Below are 17,152 nucleotides of genomic sequence, written 5' to 3'. Positions count from 1 at the left end.
ATTGAAAGAACCCTTGCCATGAGCAACCCCCAAGTCGAACTGCACATCGCCGGCTACGGCGTCATCACCCTCGAACTCGACGCCGCCAAGGCGCCCAAGTCGGTCGAGAACTTCCTGGCCTACGTGAACAAGGGCCACTACAACAACACCATCTTCCACCGTGTGATCCCCGGCTTCATGGTGCAAGGCGGCGGCTTCGAGCCCGGCATGACACAAAAGGGCACCGACGCGCCCATCGAGAACGAAGCCAACAACGGCCTGAAGAACGCCAACTACACCGTGGCCATGGCCCGCACCAGCGACCCGCACTCGGCCACCGCCCAGTTCTTCATCAACGTGGCCGACAACGGCTTCCTGAACCACACCGCCCCCTCGGCCCAGGGCTGGGGCTATGCCGTGTTCGGCAAGGTGGTTGGCGGCGCCGACGTGGTCGACAAGATCAAGGCCGTGAAGACGGGCCGCAAGGGCTTCCACGACGATGTGCCGAAGGAAGACGTGATCATCGAGAAGGCTGTCGCACTCTGATCTCGCGTTGATCTGACCTCCGTCTCCGTGACGACGACCGTGCCCCGGTTCGAGGAGCTTGCCGCTCCCGCGCACTGGCGCACGGTCGATTTCATTTCCGACCTGCACCTGCAGGCCAGCGAGCCTGCCACCGTGGCCGCCTGGCAGGACTACCTGGCCAGCACCGAAGCGGATGCCCTCTTCATCCTGGGCGATCTGTTCGAGGTCTGGGTGGGGGACGACGCCATCGGCGAAACCGGCAGCTTCGAGGCCCAGGGCTGCACGGCCCTGCGCGCGGCGTCGCAGCGCCTGCCCGTGTACTTCATGCACGGCAACCGCGACTTCCTGGCGGGCCCTGCGTTCCTTGCGCAGTGTGGCATCACCGGCCTGGCGGACCCGACGGTCCTGGTGTTTGATGGCCAGCGCTTCGTGCTGAGCCATGGCGACCTGCTGTGCCTGGACGATGTGGACTACCAGCGCTTTCGCGTGCAGGCCCGCAGTGCCGGGTGGCAGCAGCAGTTTCTGGCGCAGCCCCTGGCGACGCGCCGCGCGCAGGCACGCGGCATCCGCCAGGAGAGCGAGGCGCGCAAACAATCGGGCGCCATCTATGCCGACGTGGACGGCCCGGCTGCCATCGCCTGGCTGCAGGCGGCCCAGGCACATACGCTCATTCACGGCCACACCCACCGTCCCGCCGACCACGCACTGGCCCCCGGCTTGCGGCGTGTGGTGCTCAGCGACTGGGACGCGGCCGCATTGCCGCCCCGCGCGGAAATACTGCGTTTGTCCCGCGCGGGCTTGGAACGGCTGCCCCTGGCCCCCAAGTACCAGCGATCCTGAACTGCGCGGGGCTTCACCTCCCGCCGCCTGATCGCCATGCCCCCTCTCCTCCACCGGCTCTGGAGCCGTGTCCGCGCCACCGTGTCCCCCGTGCCCGACATCTCGGCCACGCTGTGGCTCCAGACCCTGCAGCGCTACCCGTTCCTGGCGACGCTCTCGCTGCACGACCAGTCCAAGCTGCGCGCGCTCAGCGCCCTCTTCCTGCACCACAAGGAATTCCACGGCGCGCACGGCCTGGTGGTGACCGATGCCATGGCCATCGACATCGCGGCCCAGGCCTGCCTGCCCCTGCTGCACTGGGGCGACCCGGCCCGGGCGCTGGACTGGTACGACGATTTCGTGGGCATCGTGCTGCATCCCGGCGAGGCCGTGGCGCGCCGCAAGACGGTGGACGAAGCCGGTGTGGTGCATGAACACACGCAGGTGCTGCTGGGCGAGGCCATGGACCGCGGCCCTATCATGCTCAGCTGGGCACACGCCTCCAACGGGCGTGAGAACACTGAGCGCGGCCACAACGTGGTGGTGCACGAGTTCGTTCACAAGCTCGACATGCGCAGCGGCGAGCCCAACGGCTGCCCGCCACTGCCCGCAGGCTTCATGGGCACGCGCACAGGGCGCGCGGCCTACGAAGCCTGGTGGGCCGCCTGGGAGCCCGCGTACGAACAGTTCCGAGAACGCGTGATCCTGGCCGAGCGCTTCGGCGCGGAACGCCCCTGGCTGGACGCCTACGGGGCCACATCGCAGTCCGAATTCTTTGCCGTGGCCTGCGAGGCCTACTTTGTGAACCGGGACCGGTTCGCGCAGGAGTTTCCGGCGCTGATGCCGGTGCTGGACGCGTTTTTCAAGCGGCCCGCTGTGGCACGTGCATGACCGTTCCCCGCGTCATGCGCCCCACCGCCGCCAGTGAAGAAAGCGCCACAAAGTGGCGGTGGCCAGGTGGCGGCGCCGTCCACACACCCTACCCCGCCAATGCAAACCGGGCTGCGCGCGCCACCGCCGCCGCGTCCACCCCAAAAAACGCCCGCAGCGCCGCCCGAGTATCGCTGCGCCCAAAACCGTCCGTTCCCAATGTCATGAATCGGCGTCCTCCAGGCACGAACGCGCGCACGGTCTCCGGCACGGCGCGCACATAGTCGGTGGCGGCAATCACCGGGCCGCGTGTACCCGCCAGTTGCTGCGTCAGCCACGCCACGCCAGGCCGCGCCTCCCCCTGCAGCGCACGCTGTTCGCAGGCCACGCCGTCGCGGGCCAGCTCGCTCCAGCTGGTCACGCTGAGCACGGTCACGTCCACGCCCTCGCCTGCCAGCAGTTCGGCGGCCTTGACCACCTCGGTCAGGATGGCGCCGGAGCCCATCAGGGTGACGCTTTTGGATGAAATTGGCCCTTCACGGCCGTCCATCAAGCGCGGATAGCTCCTGAAAACATAGCAACCTCGCAGCACACCTTCTGCCGCATCGGCAGGCAGGTCGGGCTGGGCGTAGTTCTCGTTCATCAGCGTCACGTAGTAGAAGACGTCGCGCTGCTCGGTCACCATCTCGCGCATGCCGGCGTCGATGATGACGGCCATCTCGCCCGCGTAGGCCGGGTCGTAGGCCTTGCAGTTGGGGATGGTGGCGGCTACCAGGTGGCTGGAGCCGTCCTGGTGCTGCAGGCCCTCGCCGCCCAGCGTGGTGCGGCCCGAGGTGGCGCCCAGCAAAAAGCCGCGCGCACGCTGGTCTGCGGCGGCCCAGATGGCATCGCCCACGCGCTGAAAGCCGAACATCGAGTAGTAGATGTAGAACGGCAGCATGGCCAGGCCGTGCACGCTGTAGCTGGTGGCCGCGGCCGTCCAGCTGGCGATGGCACCGGCCTCGCTGATGCCTTCTTCCAGAATCTGACCGTCCAGCGCCTCGCGGTAGCTCAGCACCGAGCCGATGTCCTCGGGCGCATAGCGCTGGCCCACGCTGCTGTAGATGCCGACCTGCTTGAACAGGTTGGCCATGCCGAAGGTGCGCGCCTCGTCGGCCACGATGGGCACGATGCGCGGGCCCAGCGTGGCGTCCTTGAGCAGGCTGCCCAGCATGCGCACGAAGGCCATGGTGGTGCTCATCTCCTTGGCCTGCGGCTGCAGCGCGAACTGCGCGTAGCCCTCGATGGCGGGCACGGGCAGCGCGTCGCAGGTGGTGTCGCGGCGCGGCAGGTAGCCGCCCAGGTTCTGGCGGTGGCCGCGCAGGTAGCGCATCTCGGGGCTGTCTTCGGCGGGCTTGAAGAACGCGAGGCTGGTGGCCTGCTCGTCGGACAGGGGCAGGTTGAAGCGGTTGCGGAACTCGATGAGGTCGGTCTCGTCCAGCTTCTTCTGGCTGTGTGTGGTCATCTTGCCCTGGCCGGCCGTGCCCATGCCGTAGCCCTTCTTGGTGTGCGCCAGGATCACGGTGGGCTGGCCCTTGTGGGCGCTGGCTGCAGCGTAGGCGGCGTGGATCTTCACCAGGTCGTGCCCGCCGCGCTTCAGGCGGTCGATCTGCTCGTCCGTCATGCCCTGGGCCAGGGCCGCGAGCTCGGGGTTCTGGCCGAAGAAGTTGTCGCGGTTGAAGCGCCCGTCCTTGGCGGCAAAGGTCTGCATCTGGCCGTCCACCGTGCCTTCGAGCGTGCGCACCAGCGCCCCCGTGAGGTCACGGGCGAACAGGCCGTCCCAGTCGCTGCCCCACACGAGCTTGACCACGTTCCAGCCCGCGCCGGCGAACAGGCGCTCCAGCTCGTCGATGATGCGGCCGTTGCCGCGCACCGGGCCGTCCAGCCGCTGCAGGTTGCAGTTGACCACCCAGACCAGGTTGTCGAGGCCCTCGCGCGCGGCCAGGGTCAGCGCGCTCATGCTCTCGGGCTCGTCCATCTCGCCATCGCCGAACACGCCCCAGACCTTGCGCGCCGAGCAGTCGAGCAGGTTGCGGTGAGTGAGGTAGCGCATGAAGCGCGCGTGATAAATGCTGCTGATGGGACCGATGCCCATCGACCCCGTGGGGAACTGCCAGAAGTCCGGCATCAGCCAGGGGTGCGGGTAGCTCGACAGGCCCTGCGCACCCGCGCCCGGCGCCGTGAGCTCCTGGCGGTAGTGTTTCAGGTCCTGCTCAGACAGGCGGCCTTCGAGGAACGCCCGCGCATACACGCCCGGCGCGCTGTGCGGCTGGAAGAACACCAGGTCGCCCCGGTGCTGCCCCTCGCCCAGGCCTTCACGGGCGCGGAAGAAGTGGTTGAAGCCGCTCTCGAAAAGATCGGCCGCGCTGGCGTAGCTGGCGATGTGGCCGCCCAGTTCGCCATAGGCCTGGTTGGCGCGCACCACCATGGCCAGCGCGTTCCAGCGCACGATGGAAGCCACGCGCTCCTCGATGGCGAGGTCGCCGGGGAAGACGGGCTGGTCCTGCACCGCCACGGTGTTCACATACGGCGTGTTCAGGTCCGGCTGCCAGCCGATGCGCTGCGCGCGCGCCAGGCGCACCAGTTCCTGCAGCATGTGCCGCGCCCGCTCCGGGCCTTCGGTGGCGACCAGCGCCAGGAAGGCGTCGCGCCACTCGGCGGTTTCTTCGGGGTCCGTATCGGCCAACGGTGCGGCCGATGCCGGCGTGAGCAGGTGGTGGTGTGCGGTGGGGGCGTTCATGCCGCAACTGTAGCCATTGCCGCCCCGAATGGGATGCCGTTGTAGCCCACCAAAGCGCCCATCACAGCATTTCATGCGGCCAACAGACTACACTGCAGCACATGAAGCTGGATACCCTGGATTTGCGCATTCTGGCCGAGCTGCAGGCCGACGGTTCCCTGTCCAACGTGGAGCTGGCGCGGCGCGTGCACCTCTCGCCCTCGCCGTGCCTTGCGCGCGTGAAGGCGCTGGAGGCCGCGGGCGTCATCAGCCGCTACGTCGCACTGGCCAACGCGGCCGCCCTGGGCCTGGGGCTCAACGTGTTCATCAGCATCAGCCTGAAGACGCAGAGCAAGGAGGCGCTGGGCGACTTCGAGCAGCGCATCGCCGAGCACGACGAGGTGATGGAGTGCTACCTGATGAGCGGCGACAGCGATTACCTGATCCGGGTGGCCGTGCCCGACATCGGGGCGCTGGAGCGCTTCATCCTGGAGCGCCTCGCCCCCATCACCGGAGTGGAAAAGATCCGCTCGAGCTTCGCGCTCAAGCAAGTGCGCTACAAGACGGCGCTGCCGCTGCCCCGGGCGTAGGGCCCCTGTTTTTCACTCCGCCCGCGCAGTGCTCGGCGGGTGGCCAATGATGCGCTTGTACGCCCGGCTGAACGAGGCCTCCGACTCGTAGCCCAGCCGGTGGGCCGCCACGGCCACGCGCATGCCGTCGCGCGCGATCCAGCGGCGCGCCTGCGACATCTTCACCTTGGCCACGTAGCGCGCCGGGCTCTCGCCCATGGTGCGCGTGAACGATTCGGAAAAGCTCGAGCGCGACGCGCCCATCAGGTCAGCCAGCAGCGGCACGTTCCAGTCGCGCTCGGGCTCGGCGTGGATGGCGGCGATCACCTTGCCGATGCGCGGGCAGCGCACGGCGGCGATCCAGCCCGTGGGGTTGTTGCAGCTGCACTCCACCCAGGCGCGGATGATGCTGGCGGCCAGCGCATCGGCCAGGCGCGCGAGGATCGCGCAGGCGCCCATGCGGTCCTGCTCCACCTCGCGCTCCATGGCGTCGAGCAGCACCGGCACGGTGGTGTCGCGCCGGGCCAGGTCGCCGGCCATCATCACCGCCGGCATCATGGCCATCAGCGGGTGCAGCGGGTCGAGGTTGAAGCGCAACGCGCCGCTGAACAGCACGTCGGGGGCCAGCGGCGGAGGTGGCGCGACGGGGGCCCCCAGGGGCGCGTGGCCCGCATCGCGGCCGTCCACCAGGTAGATGTTCTCGGACACGGGCTTGCGCGCCAGCGAATCGATGTCCACCGGCGGCACGTCGGGCGAGCTGGCCAGCACGTGGAAGCTGCCGTGCGGCAGCAGCACCGCATCGCCCGGGTTCAGGCGCTGCCAGTCGGTACCCGGCGTGCGCAGACAGGCTCCGCCATGGCCCACGAAGTGGAAACGCGCCGAGCGCTGCGCTGGGAAGGCGATGGCCCACGGCGGCTGCAGCACGCAGCGGCCATACTCCACGCCGTCCAGGCGCAGGCCGAGCAGGATCTGGGTCAGCAGGTCCGGCGGCTCCGCGAACGGCTGCTGGGGGATCTGGTTGAAGGGTTTGGACAAAAAGTCAAGCATCTCGGCTTTTACGGCATGGAAACGCCGACATCTTATCCCTACGATGGCTTTCCATCCATCCCTAGGCCTTTCCCGTGTCTTCCTCTCCTTCCTGCTCCGCCTGCCTTGATGCGCCCACTGGTGCCGTCGTTGCCGAGGCTACGCCCGCCCCGCATTCCACCCCCGATCCCACCGAGGCACGCTGGGCCGCCGTGGCCTCCATGGCGCTGGGTGTCTTCGGACTGGTCACGGCCGAATTCTTGCCCGCCAGCCTGCTCACCGCCATGGCCAGCGACCTGCGCGTGAGCGATGGCACCGCAGGCCAGGCGGTCACCGTGACGGCGCTGGTGGCGGCGGTGGCCGCGCCGTCGCTGCCGCTGCTCACGCGCCGCATCGACCGGCGCTTGGTGATGATCGCCTTCACGCTGCTGCTGGTGCTGTCCAACGCGATGTCGGCCTTGGCCGGGAGCCTGGCCACGCTGCTGGTGGCGCGGGTGCTGCTGGGCGTGGCGCTGGGCGGCTTCTGGTCCATGTCGGCCGCGCTGGCCATGCGGCTGGTGCCCGCCTCGCTGTTCGCGCGGGCCATGTCGTTCATCCTCACCGGGGTGTCGGTGGCCACCGTGTGCGCGGCGCCCATCGGCGCGTGGATGGGCGACCTGTGGGGCTGGCGCAGCGCCTTCATCGCGGCGGGGGGCATCAGCCTGATCACGCTGGCCGTGCAGCTCGCGGCCCTGCCCGCCCTGCCCCCGCGCGACAACCCCAACCTCAAGGTGCTGGGCGAGCTGCTGCGCCGCCCGCCCGTGCGCGTGGCGCTGCTGGCCGTGCTGCTGGTCATCTCGGGCCACTTCGCAGGCTTTACCTACATCCGCCCGCTGATGGAGCAGGTCACGCACCTGTCGGTGGCCACCATCACGGCGGTGCTGCTGGGCTATGGCGTGGGCGGTTTCTTCGGCAACTTCGTGGGCGGCTGGATCGCCGGGCGCAGCGAGCGCCAGGCCATCGTGGCCGGTGGGGCCGTCATCGCCGCGCTGGCCGCCGTGCTGCTCGTGGCCGGGCAGTCGGCGGCCATCACGGCCGTGGCCGTCACGCTGTGGGGTTTTGCGTTCGGCGCCTTCCCGGTGGGCTTCCAGACCTGGATCGTGCGGGCCGCGCCCGACCAGGCCGAGGGCGCGGGCGGGCTGCTGGTGGCGGCGTTCCAGATCGCCATTGCCAGCGGCGCCATCTTCGGCGGCCTGATGGTGGACCATGTGGGCGCGCTGGGCGGGCCGGCGTTTGCGCTGGCGGCGCTCACGCTGGGCACCCTGCTGACCCTGCGGCACGGGCCGCGCCCGGCAGCCGCCTGATCGGCCCCCACGACCCGGCAACGGGCCGGGTGGTCCCGCCGCCCCCTCACTGCGCGGGTTTGCGTGCGATCTCGCCGGTCGCCACGCGCTTGCGCAGATCGCGGATCAGCGCCTTGGCGCGGGCCTCGTTGGCGGGCCCCATGCGCACCAGGATCTTCTGTCCGCTGGACAGCGATTCCAGCGCCGGGTCCACGAATTCGTAGCGCACCCAGGGGCGCAGGTTCGGCACATCGGTATTCACCGGCGTGAGCTTCACGCGCAGCGGGCCCTGGGGTTCGGGCGCCAACAGAAGGTGGTCCAGCACGGCCACCAGGCGGTCGTTGAAGTAGCGCCTGGGGTAGCCCAGTTCTTCGTACGCCTGCTGGAACAGCGGATACAGCCGCGCATACAAGGCCACGGCGGACTCCATCGGCACGGCCTCGGCAAAGGCCAGAAAAGCGCTGTAGCGCGCGGCATTGGCGGCCGCGACGGTGGTGGGCGCTTCGCCTGTGCCGTCCACCGCAAACCGCTGCGGCATGGGTTGCACGGGCCACATGCGCGAGGGGGCCTGGGCGCGGCCCAGGTTGTCCACCGTGGCCACCAGGCGGCGGACAAAGCCGTCGGTGATCAGGAACGATGCGAGCTTGTCGCGCCCCACCAGTCCAGACAGCAGCTCGACGACGCGCGCGTCAGATTCGGCCAGCGCGGGCAGGGCCGTTTCTGCCGGGGCCAGTGCATCGACCGGGTTCTGCGGCCCCGAGGCTTCGGGCGCGGCCGCCACGGGGGGCGGCGCAACCGGCGGCTCTGCCTTGCGCAGCCAGAACCACCAGGCAGCTGCGGCGGCCACCGCGCAGGCCAGCATGGCGGCAATGATCCAGGGGGGAGAGGATGTGCGCTCCGGCGCGGGGCGGAACTCGGCAGTCTCTTGATCGGGCATCGGATCTCCTTCAAAACAGGAACAACCCTTGTCCGAGCGGCTTCGGCGCCGGGCGTTCCCTGTCCATCCCACGTGGGGATGGACTTGATTGGAAACCCGCGGGACACCGCGCCGGTAACGCGATGTAGGCCGCCCGCCGAAACCCGCGCTTAAAACGCCGTGGGGGTGGTGGACAGCGACTCCAGCCACGCCACCGTGGCCGCCAGCTCGGAGGGCCGGATCTCGTGCGCGCTGGGGAACTCGTGGTACGCCACCGTCACCGGCAAGGGCGCCATGTGGTGGGCGATGGCCTGTGCATGGGCCAGCGGGATCACGTTATCGTGCGTGCCGTGGCTCAGCCACAGCTGTTTGCCGCGCAGGGCATCGGGCGGCGCCGCCAGGGGCACCACCTGCGCCAGCAGGCGGCTGTGCCAGACCATCGCCGCCTGCATGAGCGCTGGCCGGGTGAGCAGCAGCGACAGCGCCATGATGCCGCCCTGGCTGAAGCCCCCCACCACCACGCGTTCGGGCGGAATGCCCAGCTGCTCGGCGGCCGATTCGATGGTCTTGGCGACCAGCGCGCGGCTTTCGGCCTCCTGCGCTTCGTTGATGGTGCGTTCCCCGCTGGGCTCGATGGAAAAGTCGAACCACGCATGCGAGCCCGGCCCCATGCGAAACGGTGCACGCAGGCTCAGCACATGAAAGCGCTCGGGAACATGGGGCGCCAGGCTGAACAGGTCCTGTTCGTTGCTGCCCACCCCATGCATCAGCACCAGCAGCCAGGGGCGGGGCGCGGTGGCGGCAGCAGGGCGCTGCAAGAAGGTGAGCGGTAGGTTGAGCATGGACAGGCGCCTCGGGCAGTTTTTACGGAGAACGGATGAAGAAGCCTGCGGGTCAATGCGCCGGTTCCAGGGCGAACGCGTCCATCGACAGCATGCTGTACATCACCTCGCGGCTCAGGTAGTGGGCATGCAGGTCGTCGCCCGCGGCGCCCAGCGCAAAAAAGATGGGCAGGAAGTGGTCTTCGGTCGGGTGCGCGCGGCTGGCATGCGGGGCCTGGCTGCGGTAGTTGAGCAGCGCGCTGACGTCGCCGCGCGCCAGCGCTGCTTCGATCCACCGGCTGAACTCCAGCACGTACGGCGCGGGCTCGCGGGCACCGCCAAAGAACTCGGCCAGGTTGTGCGTCATGCTGCCCGAGCCGACCACCAGCACGCCCTGGCTGCGCAGGCCGCGCAACGCAGCGCCCAGTGCATACACCTCGGCCGGGCCGGCGCCCACGGGCAGCGCCACCTGCACCACGGGCAGGTCGGCCTCGGGAAACAGGTGCATCAGCGGCACCCAGGCCCCGTGGTCAAACGGACGGGCCGCGTCGCCCTGCGCGGCCATGCCCGCGGCCTGCAGCAGGCCCAGCACCTCCTGCGCCAGCGCGGGGGAGCCGCTGGCGGGATACTGCAGCTGGTACAGCGCGGGTGGAAAACCGCCAAAGTCGTGCCAGGTGGCGGGCTGCGGCCCGGTCATGACCTGCAAGGAGCGCGCCATCCAGTGCGGCGACATGATCACCACGCCGCGCAGGCCGGGATATTGCCCCTTCAGGCTTTCGCCCCACTGGGTGAGCGCAGGGCCGGTGGTGCCGGCGTCGATGGCAAACAAGGGTGCCCCGTGCGACACGAACAGCGCGGGAATGGCGCCGTGGGGCGCGGCAGTGGCGGGGGTTTGGGCTGTGGCAGACATGGCAACTCCATCCGGTAATGCCTTGAATGTAGGACCGATGGGCCCCGCTACCAAGCCCTGTACGCCAGACAGATTGTTCTACCCATGGTGCCAATGCGGCGAGACTCCGCTCACGAACCATCCCCCCCACCGCGCACCCTGCCCCGCAGCGCCTTGGTCTCGCCGCGCTGGGTCTTGCCTTCCAGGCGCCGCTGTTTGGACCCATAGGTAGGCTTGGTGGCGCGCCGCACACGGGGCGGCACCGCGACGCTGTTGACCAGCGCGTTCAAGCGCTCCAGCGCATCATTGCGGTTTTGGTCCTGGCTGCGGTACTGCTGGGCCTTGATGACCACCACGCCTTCCTGTGTGATGCGGGTGTCGCGCAGGGCCAGCAGGCGCTCCTTCACGTCCCCGGGCAGTGAGGAGGCGCCCACGTCAAAGCGCAGGTGCACCGCGCTGGAAACCTTGTTGACGTTCTGTCCGCCCGCGCCCTGGGCACGCATGGCGGTGATCTCCACCTCGTCCTCGCGCACCTCAAGCGGTCGTGGCGCCATGTTTGCCCTGTCGTGCCGGAGCCGGAATGTGCGGTTAACGCGGGAACGGCAGAAGAAGAGTGAACTTCCCGGCGGCTCAGGCCGCGGGCGGCTGCTGCGCCAGCAACTGCGCCAGGCCGTCGATGGCCAGTCCGTAGCCCAGCACGCCAAAACCGCACATCACCGCCTTGGCCGCAGCCGCCATGTACGAATGGTGGCGATAGGCCTCGCGCGCGTGCACGTTGCTGATATGCAGCTCGATCAGCGTGATGCCCGTGCCCTTGGTGGCATCGTGCAGGGCGACGCTGGTGTGGGTGTAGGCCCCGGCGTTGATGACCACGCCCGCCAGTTCGCCCGCCGCGTGCAGGCGGCCGGCCTCGTGAATCCAGTCCACCAGCGCGCCTTCGTGGTTGCTTTGATGGAACCGCAACGCGAAGCCGTGGCGATCACACGCGTCGGCGCAGAGCTTTTCCACGTCGGCCAGCGTGGCTGCGCCATACACGGCGGGTTCACGCGTGCCCAGCAGGTTCAGATTGGGGCCATTCAGGACAAAAACGGTTTTTTTCTTCACAGACATGCAGCACTCCGGGGCTAGGCACCTGCCACGCTGGCAGGCCAGAGTGCGCGATTATGCGGCGGCCCGCAGGCGCCGGCCCCTTCAGGTATGCCCCACGAGAAAAGCGGCCCCGAAGGGCCGCTGTAAAAGGCAGCCTGTGCAAAGACGCTGCCTGTGAGCGACTGGCGCCCAAGAGGTTGGTTGCAACAATCAGCAGACGGGCCCGCGGGCCCGTCGCCGATCAACGGTCCCAATGGCGATTGTGTCCATGGCCACGATAGCCGTGGTCATGGTGTCGATGGTGGCGGTACCCACGGTCACCGTAGTACACCACGGGTGGCGGGGCGTAATACGCTGGAGGCGGCGTGTAGTACACGGGCCGGGGTGGCGCGTAGTACACGGGCGGCGGGGCCACGTACACCGGGGCGGGTGCGTAGTAGCCATTGCTGGCTCCCACCACCACGCCGGGCACGCCGATACCAACCGACCAATTCACGTCGCCGCGGGCCTGGGCTGCGCCCGTGCCGGCCAGCAATGCCAGCGCCACGCCAGCCGAGGCGGCCATGGCATAGATAGAACGGGTTTTCGTCATGGAAATCTCCTGTTTGAGCGAGGGCAGCCAGCCAAATGGACTCACCTCACCGGTACATAACGCACCAAGTAGCCGAAAGGATGGCATAAAACTGTCTTTACGTTGTGTCTGGACGTATACGCGCCTGTTTCCATGCGTAAACCTTCACGAAACCGGCGCCTAAAATGACCCAATGAGCACCCCAAACCCCGCCAATCCTGCCGCCGGCACCCCCGGCGCTGCCCCCGCAGCATCCCTGGAAACCGCCAAGCCCAGCAACTTTCTGCGCCAGGTCATCGAAAACGACCTGGAAAAAGGCACCTACGCCTCCCGCCGCTGGGGCGGCAGCCCGGGCGACGCCGCCCACCACGCCATCGGCCAGCCCGACCCCGCCAGGATCCGCACCCGCTTCCCGCCCGAACCCAACGGCTACCTGCACGTGGGCCACGCCAAGAGCATCTGCATCAACTTCGGCCTGGCACGCGACTACGGCGGCGTGTGCCACCTGCGCTTTGACGACACCAACCCCGAAAAAGAAGACACCGAATACGTCAACAGCATCATCGACGCGGTGAAATGGCTGGGTTTTGACTGGAACGGCCACCCCAGCGCCCCGCCCTACCAGGCGAGCGACTATTTCGACTTCATGTACCGCGCGGCGGAGTACCTGATCGAGGCCGGCCACGCCTACGTGGACGAACAGACCGTCGAGCAGATCCGCATCAACCGCGGCGACTTCAGCAAGCCCGGCACCGACAGCCCCTTTCGCAGCCGCACCCCGGCCGAAAACCTGGCCAAGTTCCGCGAGATGAAGGCCGGCCTGCACGAAGACGGCTCCATGGTGCTGCGCGCCAAGATCGACATGGCCAGCCCCAACATCAACATGCGCGACCCGGCCATCTACCGCATCCGCCGCGCCACGCACCACAACACCGGCGACACCTGGTGCATCTACCCGATGTACACCTACGCGCACCCCATCGAGGATGCGCTGGAGCAAATCACCCACAGCCTGTGCACGCTGGAATTCGAAGACCAGCGCCCGTTCTACGACTGGCTCCTGGAGCGCCTGACCGAAGGCGGCCTGCTGGCCAGCCCGCCCCCCCGCCAGTACGAATTCGCGCGCCTGAACCTCACCTACGTCATCACCAGCAAGCGCAAGCTCGCGCAGCTGGTGTATGACCACAAGGTCAGCGGCTGGGACGACCCGCGCATGCCCACCATCGTGGGCCTGCGCCGCCGGGGCTACACGCCCGAGGCCATCCAGACCTTTGCCGAACGCATCGGCGTGACCAAGAGCGACAGCTGGATCGACTACAGCACCCTGGAAGGCTGCCTGCGCGAAGACCTGGAGCTCAAGGCCTTCCGCGGCATGGCTGTGCTCAACCCCGTCAAGCTGGTGCTCACCAACTGGGACGACGTCATGGGCGCGGGCCACCTGGAGCCCTGCACCCTGCCCTCCCTGCCCCACCCCCCTGAAGGCGTGGAAAGCCCCGAGCGCCACTTCACCATCGGCAAGGAAGTCTGGATCGAACGCGAAGACTTTGAAGAAGTGCCCCCCAAGGGCTACAAGCGCCTGTTCCCGGGCAACAAGGTGCGCCTGAAGGGCGGCTACGTCATCGAATGCACCGGGTGCACCAAGGATGCCGCTGGCAACATCACCGAAGTGCTGGCCACCGTGGTGCCCGACACCAAGAGCGGCACCCCCGGCGCCGACAGCGTGAAGGTCAAGGCCGCCATCACCTGGGTGGGCGTGGCCGACGGCGTGCAGGCCGAAGTGCGCATGTACGACCGCCTGTTCCTGGACGCCCAGCCCGACGCAGGCGGCAAGGACTTCATCGAAAGCCTGAACCCGAACAGCCTGAAGGTGGTGACAGCCATCGTGGAGCCGTCATTGGCCAATGCACGGCCAGACGACAAGTTCCAGTTCGAGCGGCATGGGTATTTTGTGGCGGACCGGGTGGATCACGCGGCGGGGAAGCCGGTGTTCAACTTGGCGGTGGGTTTGAAGGATTCCTGGGGGAAGTGATTTCTCTCTGAACAAAGAAAGGCCGGCAGACTGTGAGGTCTTCCGGCCTTTTGCTTTTGGGCTGATGACAGCTTAGAGCCCAAAGCGGACCTTCTGGGTTCAACAGAAACCACTCGTTACTTGACCGGCCAATCTTCGTGAACTTCTGCCCATATTGACAACTAGTTTCCAATAATGGAAACTAGTTGTCATGAATCGGCAAAATCCAGTCCCAACTGCGCCTAACCTAGGCGCCGTAGCCGTCACCCAGTTGACGCTGTCCGTGTTTCGCGTGAACGGCGTGTTGTTGCAGTGGGGTGACCAGCTGGTCGCGCCTCTCGGTCTGACCAGCGCTCGCTGGCAGATGCTGGGCGCCATAGCGCTGGCCAGCACGCCACTGACCGCCCCTCAGGTGGGCGAAGCGATGGGCGTCACGCGGCAGGGGGCGCAAAAGCAACTCAACCTGCTGCTCGAACAGGGGCTTGTCGAGGCGCATCCGAATCCGACGCATCGGCGCTCGCCGGTTTACGCCTTGACGCCACAGGGTTTGACCCTGTACCGCAAGGCCGATGCCATGTGGACCGCACGAGCTGCCGAATTGGCTACGCTGATTCCGGCTGCCCAATCCAGCATTGCCACACAAACGCTCGAATCAATGCTGCGTGAGCTGCAGAACGTCAACACCTCTTCAAAGATCAAATCATGAAATCGAAACTCCATGCAATCTTCGGATCTGTCGCGCTGCTTTGCATCACCACGTTCTGGCTATCGACCGTCGTGTCAGAGTTTTTCATGGATCAGGCAAGTGTCGCTGTCGTCAAGAACGCGGTGTTGAGCGGTATGTGGCTATTGATCCCGTCAATGGTTGCCACGGGCGGCAGTGGTTTTTCACTTGCGAAGGGCCGTGGCGGTCGCCTCGTCAGCGTCAAGGGTCGACGCATGAAGCTGGTGGCAGCCAACGGCCTGTTGGTGCTGCTGCCCAGCGCTTTCGTACTGGCGTCTTGGGCCAATGCCGGTCGTTTCGACGGCGTATTCTATGCGTTGCAAGGTGTGGAGCTGTTGGCGGGGGCAGTGAACTTTTCACTCCTCGTGATGAACATGCGCGATGGCCTCAAACTCAGCGGTCGGCTCACGTCCACGCGATCTCTACCTGGAATATCCCGCTGACCTTGTCTGCCGAGGCATGTTCACAATGATGTACAGGTACAGGTCGAACGCCTTTGGTTAGAGTGGTTAAACAAAACGGACGACCGCTTGTGGCCGTAGACAGACTTCTGCCTGCCGATTCCCCGCACGGCACCAGGCGGTGGGCGCCGCGCTTTTACGATACAAACACCGCCATGCCTCACACCCAGCCCTTGTCGGCCACGTTCACTCCCACCTTCGCCCACGTGCCGCCCGGCCCGGTGGCGGGCCCCTTGCAGTTGTTGCCGCTCAACGCCGGGGTGGTGTCAGTGCACACCGCCGATGGGGCGCATGTGGGTTCGCTCAAGCTGGTCGGCGGGGTCTGGAAGTTCAAGGCCATGGGCTACGGCGCTGACGGTGGCATGGAACCGGGCCACGGCCGGCTGACGGATCAGCACAACATGCAGTTCGCCACGCTTGATGCATCAGAGGTGAGCGCACGCCTGCTAGGCGCTTTGGGAAGCCCTCCGTAGGAGGCCTCCAGGCGGGCCTAGGTTGGCCGGCCATTTTTTTCTTCACGGACGGCGCCGCTTCCGCGCCCCTTGCGGACATCAATGGGTGCCATCGTTCGTCTGTTTTCCCGTCAATGCGGAGCAAATCAGCTCCACGGCGAAGGCAAGCCCCAGGACGACCCCGCCTGCGGTTGAAGACCCCAGGAAGAGCAGCGCCAGCCCCAGGACGAGCGCAGCCAGGGAGAACCAATGGATGGATTTCATGTGATGTGCTTCCTTGGTTTGCCGTTCTTCAGCTCACCAATGGCTGGATTCTGCCCCAGTGCACCGCGCGCGCAAGGTGGCCCGCGCCGCTGTGGGGATGGCTCCATGCCGCTGGGCCGGGACGAAAAAAAAACCGGCTCCGCGGAGCCGGTTTTTCAGAGGAAGCTGCCGGGTTCAGTAGCGCCCGCCGCCGTAGCCACCCGTGCCGTAGCCGATGTCCGAGCGTTTGCTGGCACTGTAGCCGCCCGCGCTGTAGCCGCCCGCGCTGTAGCCACCCGAGCCGCCACCCTCTTCGCGGGGGCGGGCGAGGTTCACGACAATCGCGCGCCCATCGACGGACATGCCGTGCAGCGCGGTGATGGCGGCCTGGGCGACTTCGGCGGACGCCATTTCCACAAAGCCGAAGCCCTTGGAGCGACCGGTTTCGCGGTCCATCATGACCTTGGCGGAGGAAACCCGGCCAAACTCGGCAAAGTTGCTTTCCAGGCTGGAATCGGTCACGGAATAGGGCAGGTTGCCCACGTAGATCTTGGTGCTCATGGAGGAGCCTTTCTGAAGGAGGGCGCGCAACGCAGGGCGCACCGTTGGGACAAGGGTGTGCGGACCGGATGTCCGCCACAACGGGGAAGCGTGGATGGGGTCTGCGGTGGACAGGCCATCCATCAGCACACGGGGGGATGCGGCATGCACGTTTGCAGCCAGCCCTGGGTAACGGCAAAGAGCCGGGCGGCTTCGCGCGAGGCAAAGGCTTTGTCGAAACGGAAGACACGGCAGTAGCTGCCGTTGCCTTGGGAACGATGGACCGAGAAGGAGGCGCGGAAGCGGCCGCAGTCGGTCGGGTGTGTCGCGGGCGAAACGACGTACTGGCCCATGGAAATGGCGGTCTTTGAAATCTGGTTCATTCAGGATCGCAGGCTTGGAAATCGACCTGCGTGAGCATCGAGGGACTCGGTGGGCTGCAGCTCTACAGACCCACTGGGCGACAAAGGTCGCAAAAGGCGGCTGGACTGGGGCGGATGGCCGCCACAGAGCAGGCGTTGCGGTGACGGCACGCGTCAAGGGCCGTGACTGCAACCCAGTCAGTATATA

General features: G+C 67.2%; 20 protein-coding genes. 9 read left to right on the top strand and 11 right to left on the bottom strand.

The annotated features are described in order from the left end of the window. Positions 1-18 precede the first annotated feature (18 nt). The 3 genes from AC3RCE_RS08685 to AC3RCE_RS08675 are packed head-to-tail and all read left to right on the top strand — an operon-like array spanning position 19 to position 2,214. Positions 19-525, top strand: coding sequence for a peptidylprolyl isomerase (locus tag AC3RCE_RS08685; RefSeq protein ID WP_218294021.1), 507 nt, complete (start codon positions 19-21; stop codon positions 523-525). Between the two features lie 27 nt (positions 526-552). Next, positions 553-1,344 carry a UDP-2,3-diacylglucosamine diphosphatase gene (locus AC3RCE_RS08680; protein WP_218340738.1) on the top strand — a complete coding sequence of 264 codons (792 nt, stop codon included), beginning with the start codon at positions 553-555 and terminating at the stop codon, positions 1,342-1,344. A 36-nt stretch (positions 1,345-1,380) separates the two neighbouring features. Next, the gene (locus tag AC3RCE_RS08675) at positions 1,381-2,214 is read left to right on the top strand and encodes a M90 family metallopeptidase (RefSeq protein ID WP_492254933.1); all 834 of its coding nucleotides are present in this window, start codon (positions 1,381-1,383) and stop codon (positions 2,212-2,214) included. Positions 2,215-2,302: 88 nt separating this feature from the next. Here the strand turns inward: AC3RCE_RS08675 and mdeB are convergent, their stop codons facing one another. Next, on the bottom strand, positions 2,303-4,972 hold the full coding sequence (mdeB, locus tag AC3RCE_RS08670; protein WP_492254932.1) for an alpha-ketoglutarate dehydrogenase: 2,670 nt from the start codon (positions 4,970-4,972) through the stop codon (positions 2,303-2,305). A 101-nt stretch (positions 4,973-5,073) separates the two neighbouring features. Between mdeB and AC3RCE_RS08665 the strand changes: the two genes are divergently transcribed. After that, a complete protein-coding gene (locus AC3RCE_RS08665) occupies positions 5,074-5,541 on the top strand; it encodes an Lrp/AsnC family transcriptional regulator (RefSeq protein WP_218294018.1) in 468 nt (155 codons plus the stop codon). A 12-nt stretch (positions 5,542-5,553) separates the two neighbouring features. Here AC3RCE_RS08665 and AC3RCE_RS08660 read toward each other — a convergent pair whose 3' ends face one another. Next, on the bottom strand, positions 5,554-6,567 hold the full coding sequence (locus AC3RCE_RS08660; protein ID WP_492254931.1) for an AraC family transcriptional regulator: 1,014 nt from the start codon (positions 6,565-6,567) through the stop codon (positions 5,554-5,556). A gap of 74 nt (positions 6,568-6,641) precedes the next feature. Between AC3RCE_RS08660 and AC3RCE_RS08655 the strand changes: the two genes are divergently transcribed. Then, positions 6,642-7,889, top strand: coding sequence for an MFS transporter (locus AC3RCE_RS08655; protein WP_492254930.1), 1,248 nt, complete (start codon positions 6,642-6,644; stop codon positions 7,887-7,889). 46 nt (positions 7,890-7,935) lie between these two features. Here AC3RCE_RS08655 and AC3RCE_RS08650 read toward each other — a convergent pair whose 3' ends face one another. The 6 genes from AC3RCE_RS08650 to AC3RCE_RS08625 all read right to left on the bottom strand — a co-directional run bounded on the left by AC3RCE_RS08650 (position 7,936) and on the right by AC3RCE_RS08625 (position 12,175). Beyond that, entirely contained in the window at positions 7,936-8,805 is an 870-nt protein-coding gene (locus AC3RCE_RS08650) for a DUF3014 domain-containing protein (protein ID WP_492254929.1), read from the bottom strand. Positions 8,806-8,954: 149 nt separating this feature from the next. After that, positions 8,955-9,626 carry an alpha/beta hydrolase gene (locus tag AC3RCE_RS08645; protein ID WP_218340731.1) on the bottom strand — a complete coding sequence of 224 codons (672 nt, stop codon included), beginning with the start codon at positions 9,624-9,626 and terminating at the stop codon, positions 8,955-8,957. A gap of 52 nt (positions 9,627-9,678) precedes the next feature. Then, complete coding sequence (locus AC3RCE_RS08640) at positions 9,679-10,515, bottom strand: DODA-type extradiol aromatic ring-opening family dioxygenase (protein ID WP_218340730.1); 837 nt, start codon at positions 10,513-10,515, stop codon at positions 9,679-9,681. A gap of 110 nt (positions 10,516-10,625) precedes the next feature. Next, positions 10,626-11,048, bottom strand: a complete 423-nt coding sequence (arfB, locus tag AC3RCE_RS08635) for an alternative ribosome rescue aminoacyl-tRNA hydrolase ArfB (protein WP_218294012.1) — start codon at positions 11,046-11,048, stop codon at positions 10,626-10,628. Positions 11,049-11,124: 76 nt separating this feature from the next. Beyond that, complete coding sequence (locus AC3RCE_RS08630; protein ID WP_492245626.1) at positions 11,125-11,604, bottom strand: type II 3-dehydroquinate dehydratase; 480 nt, start codon at positions 11,602-11,604, stop codon at positions 11,125-11,127. A 220-nt stretch (positions 11,605-11,824) separates the two neighbouring features. Further along, complete coding sequence (locus tag AC3RCE_RS08625; RefSeq protein ID WP_218340729.1) at positions 11,825-12,175, bottom strand: hypothetical protein; 351 nt, start codon at positions 12,173-12,175, stop codon at positions 11,825-11,827. Positions 12,176-12,347: 172 nt separating this feature from the next. Here AC3RCE_RS08625 and AC3RCE_RS08620 point away from each other — a divergent pair, with 172 nt between their 5' ends. The 4 genes from AC3RCE_RS08620 to AC3RCE_RS08605 all read left to right on the top strand — a co-directional run bounded on the left by AC3RCE_RS08620 (position 12,348) and on the right by AC3RCE_RS08605 (position 15,820). Next, positions 12,348-14,183: a glutamine--tRNA ligase/YqeY domain fusion protein gene (locus tag AC3RCE_RS08620; RefSeq protein ID WP_492245625.1), complete on the top strand. Its 1,836-nt coding sequence runs from the start codon at positions 12,348-12,350 to the stop codon at positions 14,181-14,183. 190 nt (positions 14,184-14,373) lie between these two features. Further along, positions 14,374-14,868, top strand: a complete 495-nt coding sequence (locus AC3RCE_RS08615; RefSeq protein ID WP_492245624.1) for a MarR family winged helix-turn-helix transcriptional regulator — start codon at positions 14,374-14,376, stop codon at positions 14,866-14,868. Continuing rightward, positions 14,865-15,329 carry a hypothetical protein gene (locus AC3RCE_RS08610; protein ID WP_492245623.1) on the top strand — a complete coding sequence of 155 codons (465 nt, stop codon included), beginning with the start codon at positions 14,865-14,867 and terminating at the stop codon, positions 15,327-15,329. The genes AC3RCE_RS08615 and AC3RCE_RS08610 overlap by 4 nt, the downstream gene beginning before the upstream one ends. A 173-nt stretch (positions 15,330-15,502) precedes the next feature. Next, positions 15,503-15,820: a hypothetical protein gene (locus AC3RCE_RS08605; RefSeq protein ID WP_492245622.1), complete on the top strand. Its 318-nt coding sequence runs from the start codon at positions 15,503-15,505 to the stop codon at positions 15,818-15,820. 78 nt (positions 15,821-15,898) lie between these two features. On the opposite strand, the gene AC3RCE_RS08600 is transcribed toward AC3RCE_RS08605, so the two are convergent. The 3 genes from AC3RCE_RS08600 to AC3RCE_RS08590 all read right to left on the bottom strand — a co-directional run bounded on the left by AC3RCE_RS08600 (position 15,899) and on the right by AC3RCE_RS08590 (position 16,965). After that, the gene (locus AC3RCE_RS08600; protein WP_218294007.1) at positions 15,899-16,063 is read right to left on the bottom strand and encodes a hypothetical protein; all 165 of its coding nucleotides are present in this window, start codon (positions 16,061-16,063) and stop codon (positions 15,899-15,901) included. A 174-nt stretch (positions 16,064-16,237) separates the two neighbouring features. Further along, positions 16,238-16,603, bottom strand: a complete 366-nt coding sequence (rbp, locus tag AC3RCE_RS08595) for an RNA-binding regulator (protein ID WP_492254928.1) — start codon at positions 16,601-16,603, stop codon at positions 16,238-16,240. Between the two features lie 122 nt (positions 16,604-16,725). Continuing rightward, positions 16,726-16,965 carry a hypothetical protein gene (locus AC3RCE_RS08590; RefSeq protein ID WP_218294005.1) on the bottom strand — a complete coding sequence of 80 codons (240 nt, stop codon included), beginning with the start codon at positions 16,963-16,965 and terminating at the stop codon, positions 16,726-16,728. Positions 16,966-17,152: the final 187 nt, after the last annotated feature.

Source organism: Acidovorax sp. GW823-FHT05D11, assembly GCF_058795695.1.
The sequence above is the reverse complement of the archived record's forward strand: the minus strand, read 5'-3'. Positions and strand labels throughout refer to the sequence as shown.

Bases quoted from the DNA above. Each gene is read 5' to 3' on its own strand.
- mdeB (WP_492254932.1), bottom strand. From the start codon at position 4,972: ATGAACGCCCCCACCGCACACCACCACCTGCTCACGCCGGCATCGGCC.
- AC3RCE_RS08615 (WP_492245624.1), top strand. From the start codon at position 14,374: ATGAATCGGCAAAATCCAGTCCCAACTGCGCCTAACCTAGGCGCCGTA.
- AC3RCE_RS08650 (WP_492254929.1), bottom strand. From the start codon at position 8,805: ATGCCCGATCAAGAGACTGCCGAGTTCCGCCCCGCGCCGGAGCGCACA.
- AC3RCE_RS08625 (WP_218340729.1), bottom strand. From the start codon at position 12,175: ATGACGAAAACCCGTTCTATCTATGCCATGGCCGCCTCGGCTGGCGTG.
- AC3RCE_RS08640 (WP_218340730.1), bottom strand. From the start codon at position 10,515: ATGTCTGCCACAGCCCAAACCCCCGCCACTGCCGCGCCCCACGGCGCC.
- AC3RCE_RS08665 (WP_218294018.1), top strand. From the start codon at position 5,074: ATGAAGCTGGATACCCTGGATTTGCGCATTCTGGCCGAGCTGCAGGCC.
- AC3RCE_RS08645 (WP_218340731.1), bottom strand. From the start codon at position 9,626: ATGCTCAACCTACCGCTCACCTTCTTGCAGCGCCCTGCTGCCGCCACC.
- AC3RCE_RS08620 (WP_492245625.1), top strand. From the start codon at position 12,348: ATGAGCACCCCAAACCCCGCCAATCCTGCCGCCGGCACCCCCGGCGCT.
- AC3RCE_RS08610 (WP_492245623.1), top strand. From the start codon at position 14,865: ATGAAATCGAAACTCCATGCAATCTTCGGATCTGTCGCGCTGCTTTGC.
- AC3RCE_RS08605 (WP_492245622.1), top strand. From the start codon at position 15,503: ATGCCTCACACCCAGCCCTTGTCGGCCACGTTCACTCCCACCTTCGCC.
- AC3RCE_RS08675 (WP_492254933.1), top strand. From the start codon at position 1,381: ATGCCCCCTCTCCTCCACCGGCTCTGGAGCCGTGTCCGCGCCACCGTG.
- AC3RCE_RS08630 (WP_492245626.1), bottom strand. From the start codon at position 11,604: ATGTCTGTGAAGAAAAAAACCGTTTTTGTCCTGAATGGCCCCAATCTG.
- rbp (WP_492254928.1), bottom strand. From the start codon at position 16,603: ATGAGCACCAAGATCTACGTGGGCAACCTGCCCTATTCCGTGACCGAT.
- arfB (WP_218294012.1), bottom strand. From the start codon at position 11,048: ATGGCGCCACGACCGCTTGAGGTGCGCGAGGACGAGGTGGAGATCACC.
- AC3RCE_RS08660 (WP_492254931.1), bottom strand. From the start codon at position 6,567: ATGCTTGACTTTTTGTCCAAACCCTTCAACCAGATCCCCCAGCAGCCG.
- AC3RCE_RS08685 (WP_218294021.1), top strand. From the start codon at position 19: ATGAGCAACCCCCAAGTCGAACTGCACATCGCCGGCTACGGCGTCATC.
- AC3RCE_RS08600 (WP_218294007.1), bottom strand. From the start codon at position 16,063: ATGAAATCCATCCATTGGTTCTCCCTGGCTGCGCTCGTCCTGGGGCTG.
- AC3RCE_RS08590 (WP_218294005.1), bottom strand. From the start codon at position 16,965: ATGAACCAGATTTCAAAGACCGCCATTTCCATGGGCCAGTACGTCGTT.